The following is an 18,675-nucleotide window of genomic DNA, read 5'->3' as shown; positions in this document are numbered from 1 at the left end:
GGATCTAACTTATTGAATAGACTTCGCGGTTCTCCAGGGCCGAGAGCAGCTTGGTCTGGATCGGCAACGGCAAGTCGGCAATTTCGTCCAGGTACAGGGTGCCGCCATTGGCCGAACCAAACCAGCCGGCCCGGCTGCTAGCGGCACCGCTGTGGGCGCCGGCGCTATAGCCGAACAGCTCAGCGTCGGCATAGGTCGGGCTGATCGCCGCACAGTTGACCGACACAAACAGCCCGCCGCGGTCACTGGCACGGTGAATCTGCCTTGCCAGCAGTTCCTTGCCGGTGCCGGTCTCGCCGCGGATCAGCACCGGTAGCGCCAAGGGCGCGAGCAGCTCCAGCTCCTCGCGCAGTTGTCGCGAGCGCGGGTCGACAAATACCAGCGCCTTGGCCCGGATACTCAGCGGGCTCTTGTCCAGTTCGGGAAAGGTCAGCAACGGCTGACCGAAGGTGTCGTGATTACTCATGGCAAACTCCCGCCCTGAGCGCTTTACACCCGGGCGTTCGAATCAAGGCAAAGGGTCAGCGCCTGAACCTCAGGCGCGGCGTAGGGCGTGCTGCTCCAGGCGGTTCTGCAGGCGATACAGGTAGGCAAATCCCTGTTCCCAGCGACGGTGCCCGGACTTGACGTTGATGTGCCCGGCACCGGCGAGAAAACCCACCTCAGCGCCCCAGGCACGGGCCAGTTGCATGGCCCGCGGCGCACTCACGGCCGGGTCGTTGTCGGAGCTGACCACCTGGCTTGGGAACGGCAACGGCAGTTGCGCAATCGGTGCGAAGTTACGCAGCGCAGGTGCACACGTCGGACGCTCGACGTCCGCCGGCGCCACCAGCAAAGCGCCACGAACCCGGCGCAGCAGAATCGCACTGGCTTGCGCCGCCCAATGGGCAACGGTGATGCAACCCAGGCTGTGAGCGATCAGGATCACGGGCGATTCATCGGCGGCCACGGCGTGTTCGAGGGCGGCTACCCAGTCCTGGCGCTGCGGGGTCAACCAGTCGGCCTGTTCGACCCGGGCGCTGTTGGGCAGCACCTGCTGCCAATGGGTTTGCCAGTGATCGTCTGGCGAACCTTGCCAGCCCGGCACAATCAGGTAACGGATCGACTCGTTGCGCATGGGGACGCCTCCTGCTGCGTTTGCGTGCATGAGGTCAAGTATAGGGAGGTGGTTATATTCGTAAAGGAATAAGAAGCTATTTATTAATAACAAAAATAAATATCTTTCATAAAAAAAAGGGACCGCCCCCTGCCGAAGGACGGTCCCTGAAGCATTGCCTGAGCGTTGTTGCTCAGCGGGCGGTAATCACCGACAACTTGGTGATACCCGCGCGTTCGATCGAGGCCATGGCCCGCGCCACTTCCCCATAATTCACGCCATCGTCGGCCTGCAACTGCACACGCAGTTCCGGATCCCTGGCCTTGGCCGCCTGCAGGTTGGTTTCCAGCAAATCAGGCTGGATCTCATCCTTGTTGATAAACAGCTTGCCGCCACCGTCGATGCTGACCACCAGCGGGTCTTTCTGCTCCACCGGAGCCACGGCCTCGGTCTTGGGCAGGTTGATCGGGATGGCATTGGTCAAAAGCGGCGCGGTGACGATGAACACCACCAGCAGCACCAGCATCACATCCACCAGCGGCGTTACGTTGATCTCGCTGAGTACTTCGTCACTGTCTTGGGTCGAGAAGGCCATATCAGGAGGCCTCCTTCACTTTCTGGGTGTTCTGGCCGGTGCCGGCCTTGTGGGCGGCAGGGTGTACCAGCACGCGGAAGGCGCTCTTCTGCGCCAGGCTGTAGAAGTCGTGGGCAAAGTCATCGAGGTCAGCGGCAGTCAGCTTCAGGCGGCGCAGGAAGTAGTTGTAGACCAACACGGCTGGCACTGCGACAGCAATCCCCACACCGGTGGCGACCAGCGCTGCGCCGATCGGCCCGGCGACGGTTTCCAGGCTGGCTGAACCTGCAGCGCTGATGCCCTTGAGCGCTTCCATGATGCCCCAGACAGTACCGAACAGGCCGATGAAGGGCGAGGTGCTGCCGATACTGGCCACTACCGCCAGGCCAGTCTCCAGCGAGCGGCGTTCGCGGACAATCTGCTGGCGCAAGGCCCGCTCGAGCCGGTCCTGGTGGTTGATCGCCTGGCTCAGGTCGCTGGCCTGCTGGCCCGGCTCACCGACAGCAATGGCAGCGTATCCGGCCTGGGCGACACGGGCCGCAGCGCCGGGTTGCCCATGGCTGAGTTCGGCAGCGGAATCCAGGCTTGAAGCGGCCCAGAACTGTTTGTGGAAGCGTTTGTCCTGGTTCTTCAGGCGGACGAACTGCACGCCCTTGACCAGGGCCAGGCCCCAGGTGACGACGGAGAAGCCCACCAGCAGCCAGATCACCGCGCTTTCGATGGATTCGAGGGGGGATGCCAATACAGTCATGATCAATACTCTCTTCTATTAGCGCGAATTAGCGGATCTTGAAGTCGATGGGTACGCTGACCCAGCCGTTCTGGGCCACATCGCCCTGCTTGGCCGGGACGAAGCTCCAGCGCTTGACGGCGGCCAGGGCGGCGTCGTCGAGTTGCTGGCGGCCACTGCTTTTCTGGATCTGGATGTCACCCGGCTTGCCGCTGACCAGCACCTGTACCCGCAGCACCACCGTGCCTTCCCAACCGCGACGCTGAGCCAGCGACGGATACTCCGGCGCCGGGTTCTTCAGGTACGCGGCGTTGGCCGACGCCGGCGTCACCGGTGCGGGCGCCGGGGGTGCGGCAGGCGCTGGCGGTTGCGGCGCTGCCGGCGGTTGCTCGACGGCCTTGGGTTCAGGCTTGGGTACCGGCTTGGGCACAGGTTTCGGCTTGGGCTTGGGCGCAGGTTTGGGTGCAGGCTTGGCGGCAAGTTCATCGACCGGCGGTGGCGGCGGCTCAACCACCGCCGGAGGTGGTGGCGGTGGTGGCTCCACAGCAGGAGGCGCCGGTTGCGAAAACTCGATGGTCATCGGCGGGATTTCCGGTGGTACCACTGGCAACACCGGGGTCGGCGCCTGGCTGACCCAGTACGCCACCGCACCGTGCAAGGCCAGGGCAAACACCCCGAGCAGAATCTTCTCCCGACGGCTCAGCGCGCTTTTCGGTGTGCTTTGCAGGCGCAACTGCGCCAGCGGCAACCGCAGCGGGCGACCGAGGTCGACCAGCTCGCCGCTCGGCGTCTGGCGCCAAAGCACATCGTGAGCACTGGCGGCGGTCTGGACATTACCCATTGATCAACTCCTGGGACGTGGGTGCGGTTCATCGAAGGCAGGTCAATTGCCTTCGCTGGGATGGATCATCAACGTGCACTGCTTATGTCTTAAAGTAATTTTTAAAGTTATAGATAGAACTAAAACGCCTATATAAATTGACCGAACCGCTCTAGGCCGCAGCCTTCAAGGGCTGGCGCCAAACGCCTGAAACGCCATGCTTGCAGGGCATGAAAAGTATTCGGCAAAGGCATGGCAAAACGCTGTTTCAGAAGTCGTAGCGGCCGGTCACACCCAAGGTCCGCGGCGTGCCCAGCAGGCCCTCATAGCCGCCGTTGGCTGCGCTCCAGAGGGTGGTGTAGTAGGTCTTGTCGAAGGCGTTCTTCAGCCACAGCGAGACATCCCACTGGCCTTGGCCAAGGTCGCCACGCAGGCCGGTGGAGAGGTTGACCACGGCGTAGCTGGGGATCTGCGCAAAGTCCGAGTCCTCGACCGTACCGACCGCCTTGGAGCGGAAGGCATAGCTGGCGGTGACATAAGGCTGCAGACCGTTGCCCAGGTCCCACTGGTACTGGCCGTTGGCGTTGGCGATCCATTTCGACGCACCGACCACCTGGTGGCCGCTCAGATCGCAAGCTGCGGGGGCACCCGGCTGCAGAGCGACTTCCGGCGCGCAAGGGGCATCCTTGTAGGACAGGTACCGAACGTCGTTGTAGGAACCGTTGAGGTTAAGGGTCAGGCCACGCACCGGGATCAGTGTGCTTTCCAGCTCCACCCCGCGTGAACGCACAGAGCCGGCATTGGTCAGGTACTGCACGCGGTTGGCATCGTCGTAGGCGTTGGTCTGGTAGCCGTGCACTTCGGTCCAGAACAGGTTGGCATTGAGCTGCAGCCGACGGTCCCAGAGGGTGCTCTTCAAGCCCAGTTCGGCGTTATTGGCGCGCTCGGTGCCGATCAGCAGAGAGTCGGCGCCGGCTACCGGCGCGGTGCCCACGGCCAGGTTGACGCCACCGGACTTCTCGCCGTGAGACAAGGTGGCGTAGCCGAGCAGGTCATCGGTGAAGCGATAACTCAGGTTGAGCAAACCTGAAGGGCTGGTGCTGTACTGGTTGAGATCGCCCGAATCATAAGCGCCAACCCGGCCCTGGCGGGCAGCGGCCGCGGCGCCTGCCACGGTCGCGCCACCCACAGGCGCGGCGCGATCGACCCAGGCGCTTTTCTCCTCATAGGTGCCCCGTACCCCGGCGGTGAAGTCCAGGCGCTCGGTCAGGTGCCAGGTGCCCTGGGCAAACAAGGCGAAGCTGTCGGTCGTGATATGGCCCTTGCCGACGCTGCTGACGTTGGCCAGTGCGCCGGCTGGCGTGCCGTTCCAGATATCCGCCTGGGGCCCGTACTGAACGAAGGATTTGTTATCCAAGTCAGAGCCGAAGTAATAGGCACCCAGCACATAGTCGAAGAAGCCACCGGTGGGCGAGGCCAGGCGAAACTCCTGCGAGTACTGTTTATCGCGCACCGAGACACCGGCGTTGTAGGCCGCCGGCACATTGAGGCCGTCATCGTTGCGCGGGGTGAAGTCCCACCAGCGGTAAGAACTTACCGAGGTCAGGGTAAAGTCGTTGTCCAGGGTCCAGTTGGCCTCCAGTGAAGTGCCGCCCTGGAACACCGTGACCTGCTGATCGTCATCGAGGTTGACCTTGCGCTTGCTGCCGTCGACCAGCGTCGCCCCGGCCGCCCGGGCCCGGGTTTCATAGCGGTTGACGCCATTGATGGTCGGCCCGGTGCTGTACAGCACGCGGGTGCCGGCGCTGGAGTCCTCTTCGTTGTAGTCACCAATCCAGCGCAGGTTGAACTGCTCGCTGGGCTTGTACAGCAGTTGCCCGCGAAAGCCCTGGCGCGAACCGCCGTTGAGGGTGTGGCCGTCGAACTCATTCTTGATATCGCCGTCATTGCGCGTGCGGTAGGCCGAAATTCGCCCGGCCAGGGTTTCGCTCAAGGGGCCGGACAGCGTGCCCTTGGTCTGGAAGTAACCGTCCTCGCCCACCGAGGTTTCGATGCTGCGCTCGGGGGTGAAACTGGGCGCGCGGGTGCTGATGTTGATCACCCCGGCGGTGGTGTTCTTGCCGAACAGCGTGCCTTGCGGGCCACGCAGCACTTCCAGTTGCTCAATGTCCATGAGGTCGAACACGGCCATGCCCGGGCGGCCGAGGTAAACGTTATCCAAGTACAGGCCAACGCTGCCCTCCAGGCCGTCACTGGCCGGGTTGTTGCCCAGGCCGCGGATCGACACGCTGGACTGGCGCGCATGCATGTAGGCGACGTTGACGCTGGGCACCAGTTGCTGCAGGTCCTGGATGCGATACACCCGCTGGCTTTCCAGGGCCTGGCCATCGAGCACGCTGATCGGTGTCGGCACGTCCTGTGCGCTCTCTTCGCGGCGCCGGGCAGTGACGGTCACGGTCTTGAGCTGACTGTCGCTGGCCTTGACCTCAGGCTCTACTGATTCTGCGGCCTGGGCCGGCAACCAATGGGCGCTGCCGGCCAGCAGCAAAGCCAGGGGCAGGCGCTGGAGCCGCCGTGAAGACAAGGGTGCAGCGCGAAGGGACAGGCTCATGGGCGGCTCCTGGCAAAGGAATTTATATTCCTTTAAGTTATTTATTTATGATTCGACATACATTTACTGCATAAGAGATTGCCTTTATAAGGAGTGCACCAGCGGCAGAGCAAATGCATTTGCCCGATACTTTTTATGTGAAAAATGCATATAGACCTGCGCCAACTTCGCCACCTGATTGCCCTTGCCGAACACCGCAGCTTTGTTGCCGCAGCAACCTCGGTGAACCTGTCGCAATCGGCCTTCAGCCGCAGCATCCAGGCCCTGGAGCACAGCGCTGGCTGCCAGTTGGTGGACCGCTCGCACAAGGAGCTGCCGCCGACCAAACAGGGCCTGGTGGTGCTCGAACACGCGCGGCGGCTAATCAGCGGCGCACGCCAATTGAGCAACGAGATCAGCCAGTTCAATGGCCTGGAGGCGGGCGAGTTGCGCTTTGGCTGCGGCCCGGCGCCCGCAGCGGGCCTCGTACCACGGGCGATTGGCGGCTTCATTGGCCGTTATCCCAAGGCGCGGGTGCAGTTTCAGGTCGATGACTGGCAGAGCCTGAACAAACGCCTGCTGGCCGAGGAGTTCGAGTTCTTTGTCGCCGATACCCGCCATTTCGAGGCCGACCCGCAGTATCAGACCCTGCGCCTGCGCCCCCGGCGCTGGCACTTCTGCTGCCGTGCCGGGCACCCGCTGGCGGCGCTGTCCAGCGTCAGCGCCGAGCAGCTGTTGCACTATCCATTGGCCGTCACCCTGCGCCCGCCCAACCTGCGCAAGGTCATCGCCGACCTCAGCGGCCGACCGGATTTCGTCGCCAACGTCGAATGCGAAAACAGCTACAGCCTGCTCGGCGTAGTGCTCAACTCCGATGCCATCGGCATCTGCGGCACCTACAGTGACGCTCTGCACAATGCTTCCGGCAAGCTGGTGCGGCTGAGCATCGACGGCCTGGGTGACGACTGTGAAGAGCTCTACACCCGCTACGGCATCGTCAGCCAGGCGCGCCTGCGCCTGTCACCGCTGACCGAGGCGATGATCGAGCAGATCATCCTCACCGATCAGGCCGACCGCGCCCTCGACGCCCGCAACCTGGAGCACCTGGCGATCTGAGCCATTGCACAAAACGCATCAAAGGCATTCAGCAAATGCGCTTGTGATGCGCGCCGCGGGCGGCGAAAACAGTCAGCTGAAATTCGCTCAGGTGACTGCCATGCCCCACCCCACTGCCGTGCGCAACGTGCTGTACATCATGTGCGACCAACTGCGTCGCGATTACCTGTCGTGCTATGGCCACCGCCACCTGCACACGCCGAACATCGACCGCCTGGCCGCTGCCGGGGTGCGCTTCAGCCGTGCCTATACCCAGGGCACCATCTGCGGCCCATCGCGGATGTCGGCCTACACCGGACGCTATGTCAGCAGCCACCAGGTGGCCTGGAACGGCGTGCCGCTGCCGCTGGACGAGCTGACCCTCGGTGATTACCTGCGCCCAGCCGGGATCCGCACCGCACTGGTGGGCAAGACCCACGCCACGCCGAACCAGGAGGCCCTGCAACAACTGGCCATCGACCCGCTGGGGAGCACGGCCGAACACCTCAACGAGGTAGGTTTCGAGCCGGTTGCCCGCCACGACGGTATCTTCCCCGACGACCCGCAATTCGCCGGCAAACGCGAAAGCGCGCCCTACACCCGCTACCTGCGCGACCACGGCTTTGCCGGCGACAACCCGTGGCACAGCTGGGCCAATGCGGCCCAAGGCAATGACGGCGAAATCCTCAGCGGCTGGCACATGCGCAACGCCGATTTGCCCACGCGCCTGCCCGAACAACACTCCGAGACGGTCTACACCACCGACCGCGCCATCGACTTCATTCAGGCCCAGGGCGAACAGCCCTGGTGCCTGCACCTGTCGTACATCAAACCGCACTGGCCCTACATCGCTCCGGCGCCTTACCACGCGCTGTACAACGCCAGCCAGGTGCAGGCGGCGATACCCGCTGCGCAAGACAATGATCACCCGGTGTATGCCGCGTTCCGCCTGCACCAGGAAAGCCAGAACTTCTCTCGCGAAGCGGTGCGACGCAAAGTGATCCCCACCTACATGGGCCTGATCAAACAGATCGACGACCAGCTCGGGCGCCTGTTCGATGTGCTGCAAAGCAATGGGCGCTGGGATGACACATTGATCGTGTTCACCAGCGATCATGGCGATTTTCTGGGCGACCATGGCCTGGGCGAAAAGGAGTTTCTGCTCGAGCCTGCGGTGGGTATACCGCTGATCGTGCGTGATCCACGGGCCGCAGCCGATATCAGCCGCGGCACGGTGGATGAGCGCTTGGTGGAAACCATCGATGCACTGCCGACCTTTCTCGACGCCCTGGGGCTGCCAGCTGCAGCGCATCGGCTGGAGGGGCGCTCGTTGATCCCTCTGCTGCACGGTACAGCCAACGCCTGGCGCCACTACGCCATTGCCGAATACGACTACGCCTTCCAGGCACCGGCCCGTGAACGGTTGGGCCAACCGATCGACCGCTGCCGGATGACCATGGTGCGCAGCGAGCGCTGGAAGTACATCGCCTATGACGGTTTTCGCGCACAGTTGTTCGACCTGCTCAATGACCCGCAGGAGTTGCACGACCTCGGCGCAGACCCGGCCTTTGCCAGCGTGCAGGAGACGCACCAGGGTTATCTGTTCGAATGGCTGAGGGGCTTGAAACGGCGGACCACCATCAGCCATGCCGAGATCGAGCGGCGTGGGCAGTGGTTTCGCTATGGCGAACCGCGGGAGGATAGCGTAGTGAAGATTGGGGTGTGGTAGGGGCTGCTTTGCAGCCCATCGCTGGCAAGCCAGCTCCCACAGGATTCGCTGTGGGAGCGGGCTTGACCCGCGATGAGGCCCTTAGATATTGGCCACTTTCTGCCAGACCTTGGGCTTGAAGAACAAGGTCTCGCCCCGCGCCAGCCCGCTCAGGCTGTCGTGGTCCTTGACCACCTCGGCCTCGATCAGCTCGCTCTGCCCTTCGACCTTCAAGGTCACCCGGGTAGTCGCTCCCAGCGGACGGATGTCGCGCACTTGGGCCGGGTGGTGGCCCTCGATTTCGTGACGCGACAGCGACACTTCATGGGGGCGGAACAATACGTGCTGGCCTTCGCTCAGGTGCAGGCGGTTGGAATCGCCGAGGAAGTGATAGACGAAATCGCTGGCCGGGTTCTCGTAGACTTCACCCGGCGAGCCGATCTGCTCGATCACGCCCTTGTTCATCACCACGATACGGTCGGCGACTTCCATGGCCTCTTCCTGGTCGTGGGTGACGAACACCGAAGTCAGGTTGATGTCTTCGTGCAACCGCGCCAGCCAGCGGCGCAGCTCTTTACGCACCTTGGCATCCAGCGCACCGAATGGCTCGTCGAGCAACAGCACCTTGGGCTCCACCGCCAGGGCCCGAGCCAGGGCGATACGCTGGCGCTGGCCGCCCGACAGTTGCTCGGGGTAGCGGTCGCTGAGCCAGTCGAGCTGGACCATGTTCAGCAGTTCGTGGACCTTCTCGGCAATCTTGCTCTCGCTCGGACGCTCGCCCTTGGGCTTCATGCGCAGGCCGAAGGCGACGTTGTCGAACACGCTCATGTGGCGGAACAGCGCGTAGTGCTGGAACACAAAACCGACGTTGCGATCACGCACGTCGTGGCCGGAGACGTCTTCGCCATGGAAGACGATACTGCCCTGATCCGGCGTTTCCAGGCCGGCGATGATTCGCAGCAGCGTGGTCTTACCGCAGCCGGACGGGCCCAGCAGGGCCACCAGCTCACCGCTGTGGATATCCAGGTTGATGCTGTCCAGAGCCTGGAAAGCGTTGAAGCGCTTGCTGACGTTACGAACTTCGATCGACATGAATTATTCCTCCGCCGCGTTATGGCGCAGACGGTTAATACGGGACTCGCTCCACTGCTTGAGCAGCAGGATGAAGAGCGCCAGGATCAGCAACAGGCTGGCGACGCTGAAGGCCGCAACGTGGTTGTATTCGTTGTAGAGGATCTCGACGTGCAGCGGCAAGGTGTTGGTCACCCCGCGAATATGCCCGGACACCACCGACACCGCACCAAACTCACCCATCGCCCGCGCGGTACACAGCACCACGCCGTAGATCAGGCCCCATTTGATGTTGGGCAGGGTCACGTGCCAGAACATCTGCCAGCCGTTGGCCCCGAGCAGGCGCGCAGCCTCCTCTTCCTGGGTGCCCTGCTCCTGCATCAGCGGGATCAGCTCACGAGCGACGAACGGCACGGTGACGAAGATGGTCGCCAGGACAATACCCGGCAGGGCGAAGACGATCTGGATGTCGTGATCCTGCAGCCACGGCCCGAACAGGCCCTGGGCGCCGAACATCAGCACGTAGACCAGGCCGGCGATCACCGGCGACACCGAGAACGGCAGGTCGATGAGGGTGACCAGGATGCTCTTGCCGCGGAAGCTGTACTTGCTCACGCACCAAGCGGCGCTAACCCCGAAGACCAGGTTCAGCGGCACCGAAATGGCCACGGCGATCAGGGTCAGCTTCAGGGCCGACAGGGCGTCGGGCTCGAAGATCGCCTCGAAGAAGGTTCCCAGGCCCATTTTCAGGCCCTGGGACACCACGATCACCAGCGGCAGCAGCAGGAACAGGGCGAAAATCAACCAGCCAAGGCTGATCAGGATGCGCCGTGATGTGGCACTGCCACGGCGCGCGGCATTGGCCGAAGCGGCCGCGCCAATAGAAGTTGCAGACATGGACGTGGCCTCCTTCAAGGGGTTTCGATGCGCCGCTGCAGCAGGTTGATCAGCAGCAACAGGATGAAGGAAACCACCAGCATCATTACGCCGATGGCGGTGGCGCCGGTGTAGTCGTACTGGTCGAGCTTGACCATGATCAGCAGCGGCAGGATCTCGGTCTTCATTGGCATGTTGCCGGCGATGAAGATCACCGAACCGTACTCGCCAACGCCACGGGCAAAGGCCAGGGCGAAGCCGGTCAGCCAGGCTGGTAACAACGCCGGCGCGAGCACGTAGCGAAATACCTGCAGCGGCTTGGCACCCAGGCAGGCGGCGGCCTCTTCGACCTCACGGGGAATGTCGGCGAGTACTGGCTGCACCGTGCGCACCACGAACGGCAAGGTGACGAAGGTCAGCGCCAGGGTGATACCCAATGGGGTATAGGCGATCTTGAAGCCCAGGTCGGTGGCGAACTGCCCGACCAGGCCGGCCGGCGCATACAGCGCGGTCAGGGCGATGCCGGCGACCGCCGTGGGCAGGGCGAACGGCAGGTCGATCATCGCATCGATGACTTTGCGCCCGGGGAAGCTGTAGCGCACCAGCACCCAGGCCAGCAGGGTACCGATGATGCCGTTGATGATGGCGGCGCAGAGGGCCGTGCCGAAGCTCAGTTTGAGCGCCGCAAGCACTCGCGGCGCGCTGACGATGGCCCAGAACTGCTCCCAGGTGAGCTGGGCGGCATGTATGAACATGGCGGCCAGCGGTATCAGCACAATCAGGCTGAGGTACACCAAGGTGTAGCCCAGCGTCAGCCCGAAGCCGGGTATGACGGGGGAAATACGACGTGACATAGAGGTCCCTGGTTGAACGCACGAAGCCCGGAACGAATCCCGGGCCCATGCTGGCTACTGAACGGCGATCATCCTCACAGGCAATGCGTCACTGCGCCGTGTAGATCTGGTCGAACACGCCACCATCGCTGAAGAACTTGGGTTGGGCAGTCTTCCAGCCACCGAAGTCTTTGTCGATAGTCACCAGGTCCAGTTTCGGGAACTGCTTGGCGTATTCGGCAGCGACTTTCGAATCACGCGGGCGGTAGAAGTTTTCGGCGGCAATCTTCTGCCCGGCCGGGCTGTAAAGGTGCTTGAGGTATTCCTCGGCGATCTTCTCGTTACCCTTTTTCTCGGCGTTCTTGTCGACCACGGCCACCGGCGGCTCGGCGAGGATCGACAGCGACGGTACGACGATCTCGAACTTGTCGCTGCCACCGTCTTCCTTGAGGGCCAGGAAGGCTTCGTTTTCCCAAGCCAGCAAGACGTCACCCTGACCGTTGTTGACGAAGGTGATGGTCGAGCCACGGGCGCCGGTGTCCAGTACCGGCACGTGCTTGAACAGCTCTTTCACGTATTCCTGGGCCTTGGCTTCGCTGCCACCGGCTTTGAGGCCGTATGCCCAGGCGGCGAGGAAGTTCCAGCGAGCGCCACCGGAGGTTTTCGGGTTCGGGGTGATGACCGAGACGTCTTTGTTGATCAGGTCGCCCCAGTCCTTGATGCCTTTGGGGTTGCCCTTGCGCACCAGGAACACGATGGTCGAGGTGTAGGGAGTGCTGGCGTCCGGCAGGCGAGTCTGCCAGTTATCCGGCAGAGTCTTGCCCAGCTTGGCCACTTCATCGATGTCACCGGCCAGGGCCAGGGTTACCACATCCGCGCGCAGGCCATCGATCACGGCGCGGGCCTGCTTGCCCGACCCACCATGGGACTGCTGGATCTTCACCTTGTCGTCCGGGTGAGCCTGCTGCCAGTGCTTGATGAACTCGGCGTTGTACTGCTGATACAACTCGCGGGTCGGGTCATAGGACACGTTCAGCAGTTCGTAGTCCTTGGCGATGGCGGAACCGGCAAAAACGGCGCTGGCGAGGGCGGCCAGGGCATAACGGCGGATGGACATGGTGAAGCTCCCGATTGGCGTATTTTTCTAATTAGGTGGCGCGTTCATCGCGGGCAAGCCCGCTCCCACAGTCGGTCAGCTGGGCTTGTTGGCGGGGTTTTGCAGACGGAACTTTTCCTTGCGTTCGATCTGTACGACCTGGGCGTTGTGCACGGTGATTTCCACCGCACCAAACCGCAGGTCGCGCAGGGCGCTCTGGATTTCGCGCAGAATGGTGGCTTCGTCCTGACCGTCAACGCTACGCAGAGATGCGCTCATGCTCGTGCTCCTGTGAAATGGGTGCCGTGCAGTGCGTGAAGGGGAGCGACTGCGCCTGGCTTGAGAGCAATCTTAGGGGCGCACGAATATTCTTAAAAATACTATTTAAGAATTTTTATATAACCAAAATCTTGTATGAGGCCTAGCGCGGGGCAAGCCCGCTCCCGCCCACGCGATAGGGCCCTCAGGGCCGGCGTAATTGCTGCGCCGGCACCGGCCGGCCGAACCAGTAGCCCTGGCCCAACTGGCACTGCTGTTCGAGCAGAAAGCGCGCCTGCTCGGCCTGTTCGATACCCTCGGCATGCACCAGCATGCCCATGCTCCGGGCCAGGGCGATGATCACCCGCACGATCGCCACATCGTCGTCGTCACACGGCAAGCCGGCGACAAAACCCTGATCGATCTTGAGCTTCTGCACCGGCAGGCGCTTGAGCCGCAACAACGATGAGTAACCGGTGCCAAAATCATCGATGGCCAGGCGCAAGCCCAGCTCACGCAGCCGATGCAGTTGCTCAAGGGCTACTTCGGGGTCTTCCATCACCGCGCTTTCGGTCACTTCCAGCTCCAGCAAGGCTGGCTCCAGCGCGGTGTCGTGAAGCACCTGGGCAACCTGCTGATAAAGGTCGCGATGGCCAAACAGGCGGCTGGAAATATTCACCGCGACGAACTCCAGCAGCCGCCCCTCAGCCTGCCATTGCACCATCTGCAGGCACGCCTGGCGCAGCACCCAGGTGTCGATATCGGCAATCAGCCCGGTGCGCTCGGCAATCGGGATGAACTCCCCCGGTGGCACCAGCCCGCGCTGCGGGTGCTGCCAGCGCACCAGCGCCTCGACGCCGATCATCTTGCCACTGCACAGGTCATGCACCGGCTGGTAGTAGACCCGCAGCTCTTCCTGCTCCAATGCCCGGCGCAACTCCCCGGCGGTCTCCACCCGTTGCTGGGCATGGGCCGTCAGCTCTTCGGTGTACAACGCGTAACCGGCGCGGCCGCAGGTTTTAGCCTTGAACAGTGCAGAGTCGGCATTGCGCAACAATTGTTCGGCGCTCAGGGCATCGCTAGGAAACAGGCTGATGCCAATGCTGACGCTGATGAACAGGCGCTGGCTGTCGAGTTCGAACGGCTCTTTCATGCAATCGATGATGCTCTGCGCCAAGGCTGCGGCCTGGCCCACCTGCGGGCAGTTCTCGGCGAGTACGGCAAATTCGTCGCCGCCCAGCCGCGCCAGTGTCACTGCATTGTCCAGCAACGACCTCAAGCGCTCGCCAACGACCTTGAGCAACTGGTCACCGATGTTGTGGCCGAGGCTGTCGTTGATGCTCTGGAAATGGTCCAGGTCGAGCAGCAACAGGGCGCAGCCACGCTTGTTGGCCTGGGCCGCAGCCAGTGCCTGCTGGGTGCGGTCATTGAACAACAGCCGGTTGGGCAGGTCGGTCAGCGGGTCGTGGTGGGCCAGGTAGGCCAGTTCGCGCTCTGAATGCTTGATCGCGCTGATGTCGCTGAACACCGCGACGTAATGGCTCAACTCGCCGCTGTCATCGCGGATGGCGCAAATCGTCTGCCATTGCGGATACACCTCACCGCTTTTACGCCGGTTCCAGATCTCACCGCTCCATTCGCCCTTTTGCGCCAGGGTGGCGTAAATCTGCTGGTAGAACGGCGCCCCATGACGCCCGGACTTGAACTTGCTCGGACGCTGGCCGAGTACTTCGTCCTTGTCGTAGCCGGTGATCTGCATGAAGGCCCGGTTCACGTGCACGATCAAGCCGTCGCGGTCCGTCACCAACACCCCTTCCAGCGTACTGTCGAACACTGCGGCGGCCATGCGCAGACGCTCGCGGTCTTCGCGGCGCAAACGCACGCCGACACCGATGAAGTTAAGCAGGCGCGCGCGCGAGACAAAGATCAGCAAGGCGCTGCACAGCACCCAGAAATGCGCGCTGATCAGTTGCCAGCGGGCGATTTGCTCGGCTGCATCGAAAAGACTGTTCAGTAATTGATCAGACAGAGCCAGCCACAGTACCGACAACACGAGGTAGAGCGCCGCCATGCGCATGGCGTCTCGAATGGAAGCAGACATAAGGTCCCGGGCAAACCCACAAAAATTTGTGGGGATTATAGGGTAGAAACATCCTCTAACCTCCTATCTAAAAGGCCGACTGGTTTTATTTGCTGGCGCAGGGATAATGCTTCCCGCTGTTCCCTATGTTCTTGAGGGCCATATCGCCTATGTGGTACGAAGGTTTGCTCAACTTGTCCGTGTGGCAGTTGCTTGCAGTTACCCTGGTAATGACGCATGTGACCATCGTTGGTGTCACCGTCTACCTGCACCGTTATTCCGCCCACCGCTCGCTGGAACTCAACGCCGGGCTCAAGCACTTTTTCCGTTTCTGGCTGTGGCTGACCACGGCGCAGAACACCCAGGAATGGACCGCCATCCATCGCAAGCACCATGCCAAATGCGAAACCGTCGATGACCCGCACAGCCCGGTGATCAAAGGCCTGTCCACGGTGCTGCGCAAGGGCGCCGAGCTGTACCGCGAAGAAGCACAGAACCCGGAAACCCTGCGCATCTACGGCAAGAACTGCCCGCAAGACTGGATCGAGCGCAACCTTTACAGCCGCTACAAGCTCGGCGGCATCGCCCTGATGGCGGTGATCGACCTGCTGTTGTTCGGCACCGCTGGCATCACCATCTGGGCGGTGCAGATGATGTGGATTCCGTTCTGGGCGGCCGGCGTGGTCAACGGCCTGGGCCATGCCGTCGGCTATCGCAACTTCGAATGCCGCGACGCCGCCACCAATCTTGTGCCCTGGGGCATCATCATTGGCGGTGAAGAGCTTCACAACAACCACCACACCTACCCCAACTCGGCCAAGCTGTCGGTCAAGCGCTGGGAGTTCGACATGGGCTGGGCCTGGATCAAGCTGTTCTGCTGGTTGCGCCTGGCCAAGGTGCAGCGCGTCGCACCGATCGCCCACCGGATCGAAGGCAAGGGTCAGCTGGACATGGACACCGCCATGGCGATCCTCAACAACCGCTTCCAGATCATGGCGCAGTACCGCAAGCTGGTGATCGCGCCGCTGGTCAAACAGGAACTGGCACGGGTCGACGATTCGATGCGCCACCAGTTCCGCCGTGCCAAGCGCTTGCTGTCGCGGGAAACCAGCCTGCTGGAGGACCGCCATCACCTGCGCATCCAGACCATGCTCGAGCACAGCCAGTCGCTCAAGACCATCTACGAGAAGCGCCTGGCCCTGCAACAGATCTGGGCGCGCACCAGCGCCAATGGCCACGACATGCTCGCCGCCATGAAAGACTGGGTACACGAAGCAGAAGCCAGCGGCATCCAGTCGCTGCGTGACTTTGCCGCCCAGCTCAAGACCTACTCGCTTCGCCCTGCCCTGGCCTGATGCCGTTGATCGGCGCGCCTGCCTCCCGGCGCGCCGACCGGAACTTACCCGCCTAATCTCACTCTGACAGGCATATCGCCCGCGTGGCGGGCCGGGTCGTGGCCGCACGCCCCCGTCGTGAGAATTTCCGCGAAAATGGTCAAGAACAAATCAACAAGCCCGGCCTGCAATCCGCCCCCTGAAGCCGCCCAAACCCTTCTGGCCCTGATGCATGCCCAAGGTGAAGTCGCCCGCCTGAGCGAACGTGAACAGCTGTTCAGCGCCTTGCTCGACAGCGTCAACGCGGTGCTCTGGGCGTTTGATTGGGAAAGCCGCCAAGTGCTGTACGTCAGCCCTGCTTATGAGCGGATCTTTGGCCGCCCGGCCGGGCTGTTGCTGGCCGACTTCAATGAATGGCGTGACAGCATCTACCCCGACGACCTTGACTACGCCGAACGCAGCCTGGCCCAAGTGCTGGTCAAAGGCGCGGTGGAAGACCGTGAGTACCGCATCATTACCGCCGATGGCCACGTGCGCTGGATCAGCGACAAGTGCTTCATCAACCAGCAAAACGATCCGAACCAGCGGCTGATCATTGTCGGCATGGCCGAGGACATCACTGAAAAGAAACAGCTCGAAGGCGAGCTGCAGCGCCTGGCCACCACCGATGTGCTGACCCAGAGCAGCAACCGCCGGCATTTCTTCGAGTGCGCCCAGCAAGCCTTTGAAACCGCGCGGCTGGAGCAGGGGCCGTTGTCGTTCCTGCTGCTCGACATCGATGACTTCAAGCAGATCAACGACACCTACGGCCACCAGGAAGGCGACCATGTGCTGCAACGTATCGCCGATACCGGCAAGGCGGTGCTGCGTCGTGGTGACCAATTCGGACGCATTGGTGGCGAGGAGTTTGCTGCGGTGTTCCCCGGCTGTACGCCGCAGATCGCCCAGCAGATCGCCGAACGCCTGCAGCGCGAGATCCAGCGCTTAAGCTTCAGCCATGAAGACCAGGTGTTTGGGGTGACCGTGAGTCAGGGGCTGACCGGGATCCTCGACGCCGACGAATCACTGGACAGCCTGTTTGCCCGGGCAGACGCGGCGATGTACCAGGCCAAGCGCCAGGGCAAGAATCAAATTGTAAGGAGCTAAGGGTAGGAGCGGGCTTGCCCCGCGATCACTCTCAATCCTTGCGCAACCTGCCCAGCTCTGCCATCCCCACCTTGAGCAAGCGCGCCGTCTTGCTTTGAGCCAGCTCTTCCAGCCCCTGGTCCGCCGGCAAGCGCGCCAGTTGTCCGGCCAGGTGCATGACCAGCGCATCGCGTGAATACACGCCACCGCCCAACTGGTAGATCGCCGCAACCAGCTGACGCAGCTCCAGCGGCAGGCGCCAGCGGGTACGCAGGGCCGACCCGAACGCTGCGGCAAATTCGTTGAGCGACAGCTCCACCACGTCCTCATCCAGCGCGCCCCCGGCCTGCTGCCATTCCTGCAAGCAACGCAGCAACGCCAGGTCTCCCAGGCAATGCAGCAACCCGGCGCAATAGCAGCGTTCCTGGTCGAGTTCGAGCATGCGCGCCAGGGTCCGCGCATATTCTGCGGTGTGCAGCGACAATGCCCAGAAGTGTTCGGCATGACGCGACAGCAGCGAATCGCTGAGCTTGGCGCAACGCTTGAGCGCCAGGCCCAGGATCAGGTTCATGCTCTGGGTGGTGCCCAGCTTGTTCAGCGCCTGCATCAGGTTCTGCACCGCGCCGTCGCGATGCAATGCCGCACTGTTGGCGGCGGCGATGAGCACAGCGGTGACCTGCGGATCGTTGCCGATCTCGGCTTCCAGCACTTTAAGGTCCAGCCCTTGGGGCTGCAGGCTGCGATTGATGGCCTGTTTCACGTCAGCCAGTAGCGGCCCGCCATCTGAAGTGGCGCGGCGCCCTTCGAGAAACGCCGGCAAGGTCGCTCCCGGCTGCAACGCCGGCAGCGGGCAGGCCACGGTTTCGCCATTGCTGGGCAACAGTTCTTGCAGACGCTGGCGCAGAGCGTCCATGTTCAGTGGCTTGCTCAGATAAGCCGTGGGCGCGAACGGTAGCACCTCGCGGACACTGGCGGCGTCACTGCGGTTGCTCATGAGAATGAACGGCAACGCCGGCTGGCGGCCCTTGGCGCGCACGTTGCGCAACAGGTCGAGGCCGTCACCGCCTGGCAATTCGCGTGCGGCGATGATCAGATCCGGTTTGCTGGCCAGCGCCGTGAAGGCTTGAGAACCGTCGGCGCATGCCAACAAGCGCGCATCGCAACGTACGCTGAGCAGCATCTGGCTCAGCATGTCCAGTACCCAGGGGTCACCTTCGGCAATCAGCACACAAGGTGCCTGGACGGGCTCTACAACGCTCATACACAACTCTCCCGATATTCCGCTACACGCAATCCAGTGCACCTTCCAAGGTGTCTCCTTACAGGCAACCTTAGCCCCCTGGCATTCCTCTGGGCGAAAAAAAACCCGCCGAAGCGGGTTTTTCTTCT

The 18,675-nt window shown here is 62.6% G+C and carries 16 protein-coding genes and 1 pseudogene; 4 read left to right on the top strand and 13 right to left on the bottom strand.

All coding sequences use genetic code 11. From position 1 onward, the window contains the following. Window positions 1-19: 19 nt before the first annotated feature. From M5G17_RS05010 to M5G17_RS04985, 6 genes and pseudogenes are all read right to left on the bottom strand, one after another. A pseudogene (locus tag M5G17_RS05010) lies at window positions 20-466 on the bottom strand (sigma 54-interacting transcriptional regulator); the annotation flags it as partial. 69 nt (window positions 467-535) lie between these two features. Then, complete coding sequence (locus M5G17_RS05005) at window positions 536-1,117, bottom strand: alpha/beta hydrolase (RefSeq protein WP_273891922.1); 582 nt, start codon at window positions 1,115-1,117, stop codon at window positions 536-538. A gap of 172 nt (window positions 1,118-1,289) precedes the next feature. Beyond that, window positions 1,290-1,691 carry an ExbD/TolR family protein gene (locus M5G17_RS05000; protein ID WP_273891921.1) on the bottom strand — a complete coding sequence of 134 codons (402 nt, stop codon included), beginning with the start codon at window positions 1,689-1,691 and terminating at the stop codon, window positions 1,290-1,292. A 1-nt stretch (window position 1,692) separates the two neighbouring features. Further along, window positions 1,693-2,421, bottom strand: a complete 729-nt coding sequence (locus M5G17_RS04995) for a MotA/TolQ/ExbB proton channel family protein (RefSeq protein WP_273891920.1) — start codon at window positions 2,419-2,421, stop codon at window positions 1,693-1,695. 28 nt (window positions 2,422-2,449) lie between these two features. Further along, entirely contained in the window at window positions 2,450-3,241 is a 792-nt protein-coding gene (locus M5G17_RS04990; RefSeq protein WP_273891919.1) for an energy transducer TonB, read from the bottom strand. 247 nt (window positions 3,242-3,488) lie between these two features. Beyond that, window positions 3,489-5,831 (bottom strand): TonB-dependent receptor, encoded by a 2,343-nt coding sequence (locus M5G17_RS04985; protein WP_273891918.1) that lies wholly within the window; start codon window positions 5,829-5,831, stop codon window positions 3,489-3,491. A gap of 144 nt (window positions 5,832-5,975) precedes the next feature. Between M5G17_RS04985 and M5G17_RS04980 the strand changes: the two genes are divergently transcribed. After that, on the top strand, window positions 5,976-6,926 hold the full coding sequence (locus tag M5G17_RS04980) for a LysR family transcriptional regulator (RefSeq protein WP_273891917.1): 951 nt from the start codon (window positions 5,976-5,978) through the stop codon (window positions 6,924-6,926). Between the two features lie 100 nt (window positions 6,927-7,026). Beyond that, entirely contained in the window at window positions 7,027-8,634 is a 1,608-nt protein-coding gene (locus tag M5G17_RS04975) for an alkaline phosphatase family protein (protein WP_273891916.1), read from the top strand. An 81-nt stretch (window positions 8,635-8,715) separates the two neighbouring features. Here M5G17_RS04975 and M5G17_RS04970 read toward each other — a convergent pair whose 3' ends face one another. From M5G17_RS04970 to dibA, 6 genes are all read right to left on the bottom strand, one after another. Continuing rightward, a complete protein-coding gene (locus M5G17_RS04970; protein WP_130262290.1) occupies window positions 8,716-9,705 on the bottom strand; it encodes a sulfate/molybdate ABC transporter ATP-binding protein in 990 nt (329 codons plus the stop codon). 3 nt (window positions 9,706-9,708) lie between these two features. Beyond that, complete coding sequence (cysW, locus tag M5G17_RS04965; RefSeq protein WP_273891915.1) at window positions 9,709-10,581, bottom strand: sulfate ABC transporter permease subunit CysW; 873 nt, start codon at window positions 10,579-10,581, stop codon at window positions 9,709-9,711. 14 nt (window positions 10,582-10,595) lie between these two features. After that, window positions 10,596-11,414 (bottom strand): sulfate ABC transporter permease subunit CysT, encoded by an 819-nt coding sequence (cysT, locus tag M5G17_RS04960; RefSeq protein WP_273891914.1) that lies wholly within the window; start codon window positions 11,412-11,414, stop codon window positions 10,596-10,598. An 88-nt stretch (window positions 11,415-11,502) separates the two neighbouring features. After that, window positions 11,503-12,510, bottom strand: coding sequence for a sulfate ABC transporter substrate-binding protein (locus M5G17_RS04955; RefSeq protein ID WP_273891913.1), 1,008 nt, complete (start codon window positions 12,508-12,510; stop codon window positions 11,503-11,505). 75 nt (window positions 12,511-12,585) lie between these two features. Next, window positions 12,586-12,768, bottom strand: coding sequence for a sulfur starvation response protein OscA (gene oscA / locus M5G17_RS04950; RefSeq protein WP_059404116.1), 183 nt, complete (start codon window positions 12,766-12,768; stop codon window positions 12,586-12,588). A gap of 184 nt (window positions 12,769-12,952) precedes the next feature. Next, complete coding sequence (gene dibA, locus M5G17_RS04945) at window positions 12,953-14,848, bottom strand: phosphodiesterase DibA (protein WP_273891912.1); 1,896 nt, start codon at window positions 14,846-14,848, stop codon at window positions 12,953-12,955. Between the two features lie 149 nt (window positions 14,849-14,997). Here dibA and desA point away from each other — a divergent pair, with 149 nt between their 5' ends. Both desA and M5G17_RS04935 read left to right on the top strand, forming a co-directional pair. Next, the gene (gene desA, locus M5G17_RS04940) at window positions 14,998-16,182 is read left to right on the top strand and encodes a delta-9 fatty acid desaturase DesA (protein WP_273891911.1); all 1,185 of its coding nucleotides are present in this window, start codon (window positions 14,998-15,000) and stop codon (window positions 16,180-16,182) included. A 135-nt stretch (window positions 16,183-16,317) separates the two neighbouring features. Continuing rightward, window positions 16,318-17,307, top strand: a complete 990-nt coding sequence (locus M5G17_RS04935) for a GGDEF domain-containing protein (protein WP_273891910.1) — start codon at window positions 16,318-16,320, stop codon at window positions 17,305-17,307. 31 nt (window positions 17,308-17,338) lie between these two features. On the opposite strand, the gene M5G17_RS04930 is transcribed toward M5G17_RS04935, so the two are convergent. Next, window positions 17,339-18,547, bottom strand: coding sequence for a response regulator (locus tag M5G17_RS04930; RefSeq protein ID WP_273891909.1), 1,209 nt, complete (start codon window positions 18,545-18,547; stop codon window positions 17,339-17,341). Window positions 18,548-18,675: the final 128 nt, after the last annotated feature.

Origin of the sequence: Pseudomonas rubra (assembly GCF_028656935.1) — a bacterium.
In the GTDB taxonomy this organism is placed as follows: Bacteria; Pseudomonadota; Gammaproteobacteria; order Pseudomonadales; family Pseudomonadaceae; genus Aquipseudomonas; species Aquipseudomonas rubra.
Note: the sequence above shows the minus strand (reverse complement) of the source record. Positions and strands in the feature narration are given on the sequence as shown.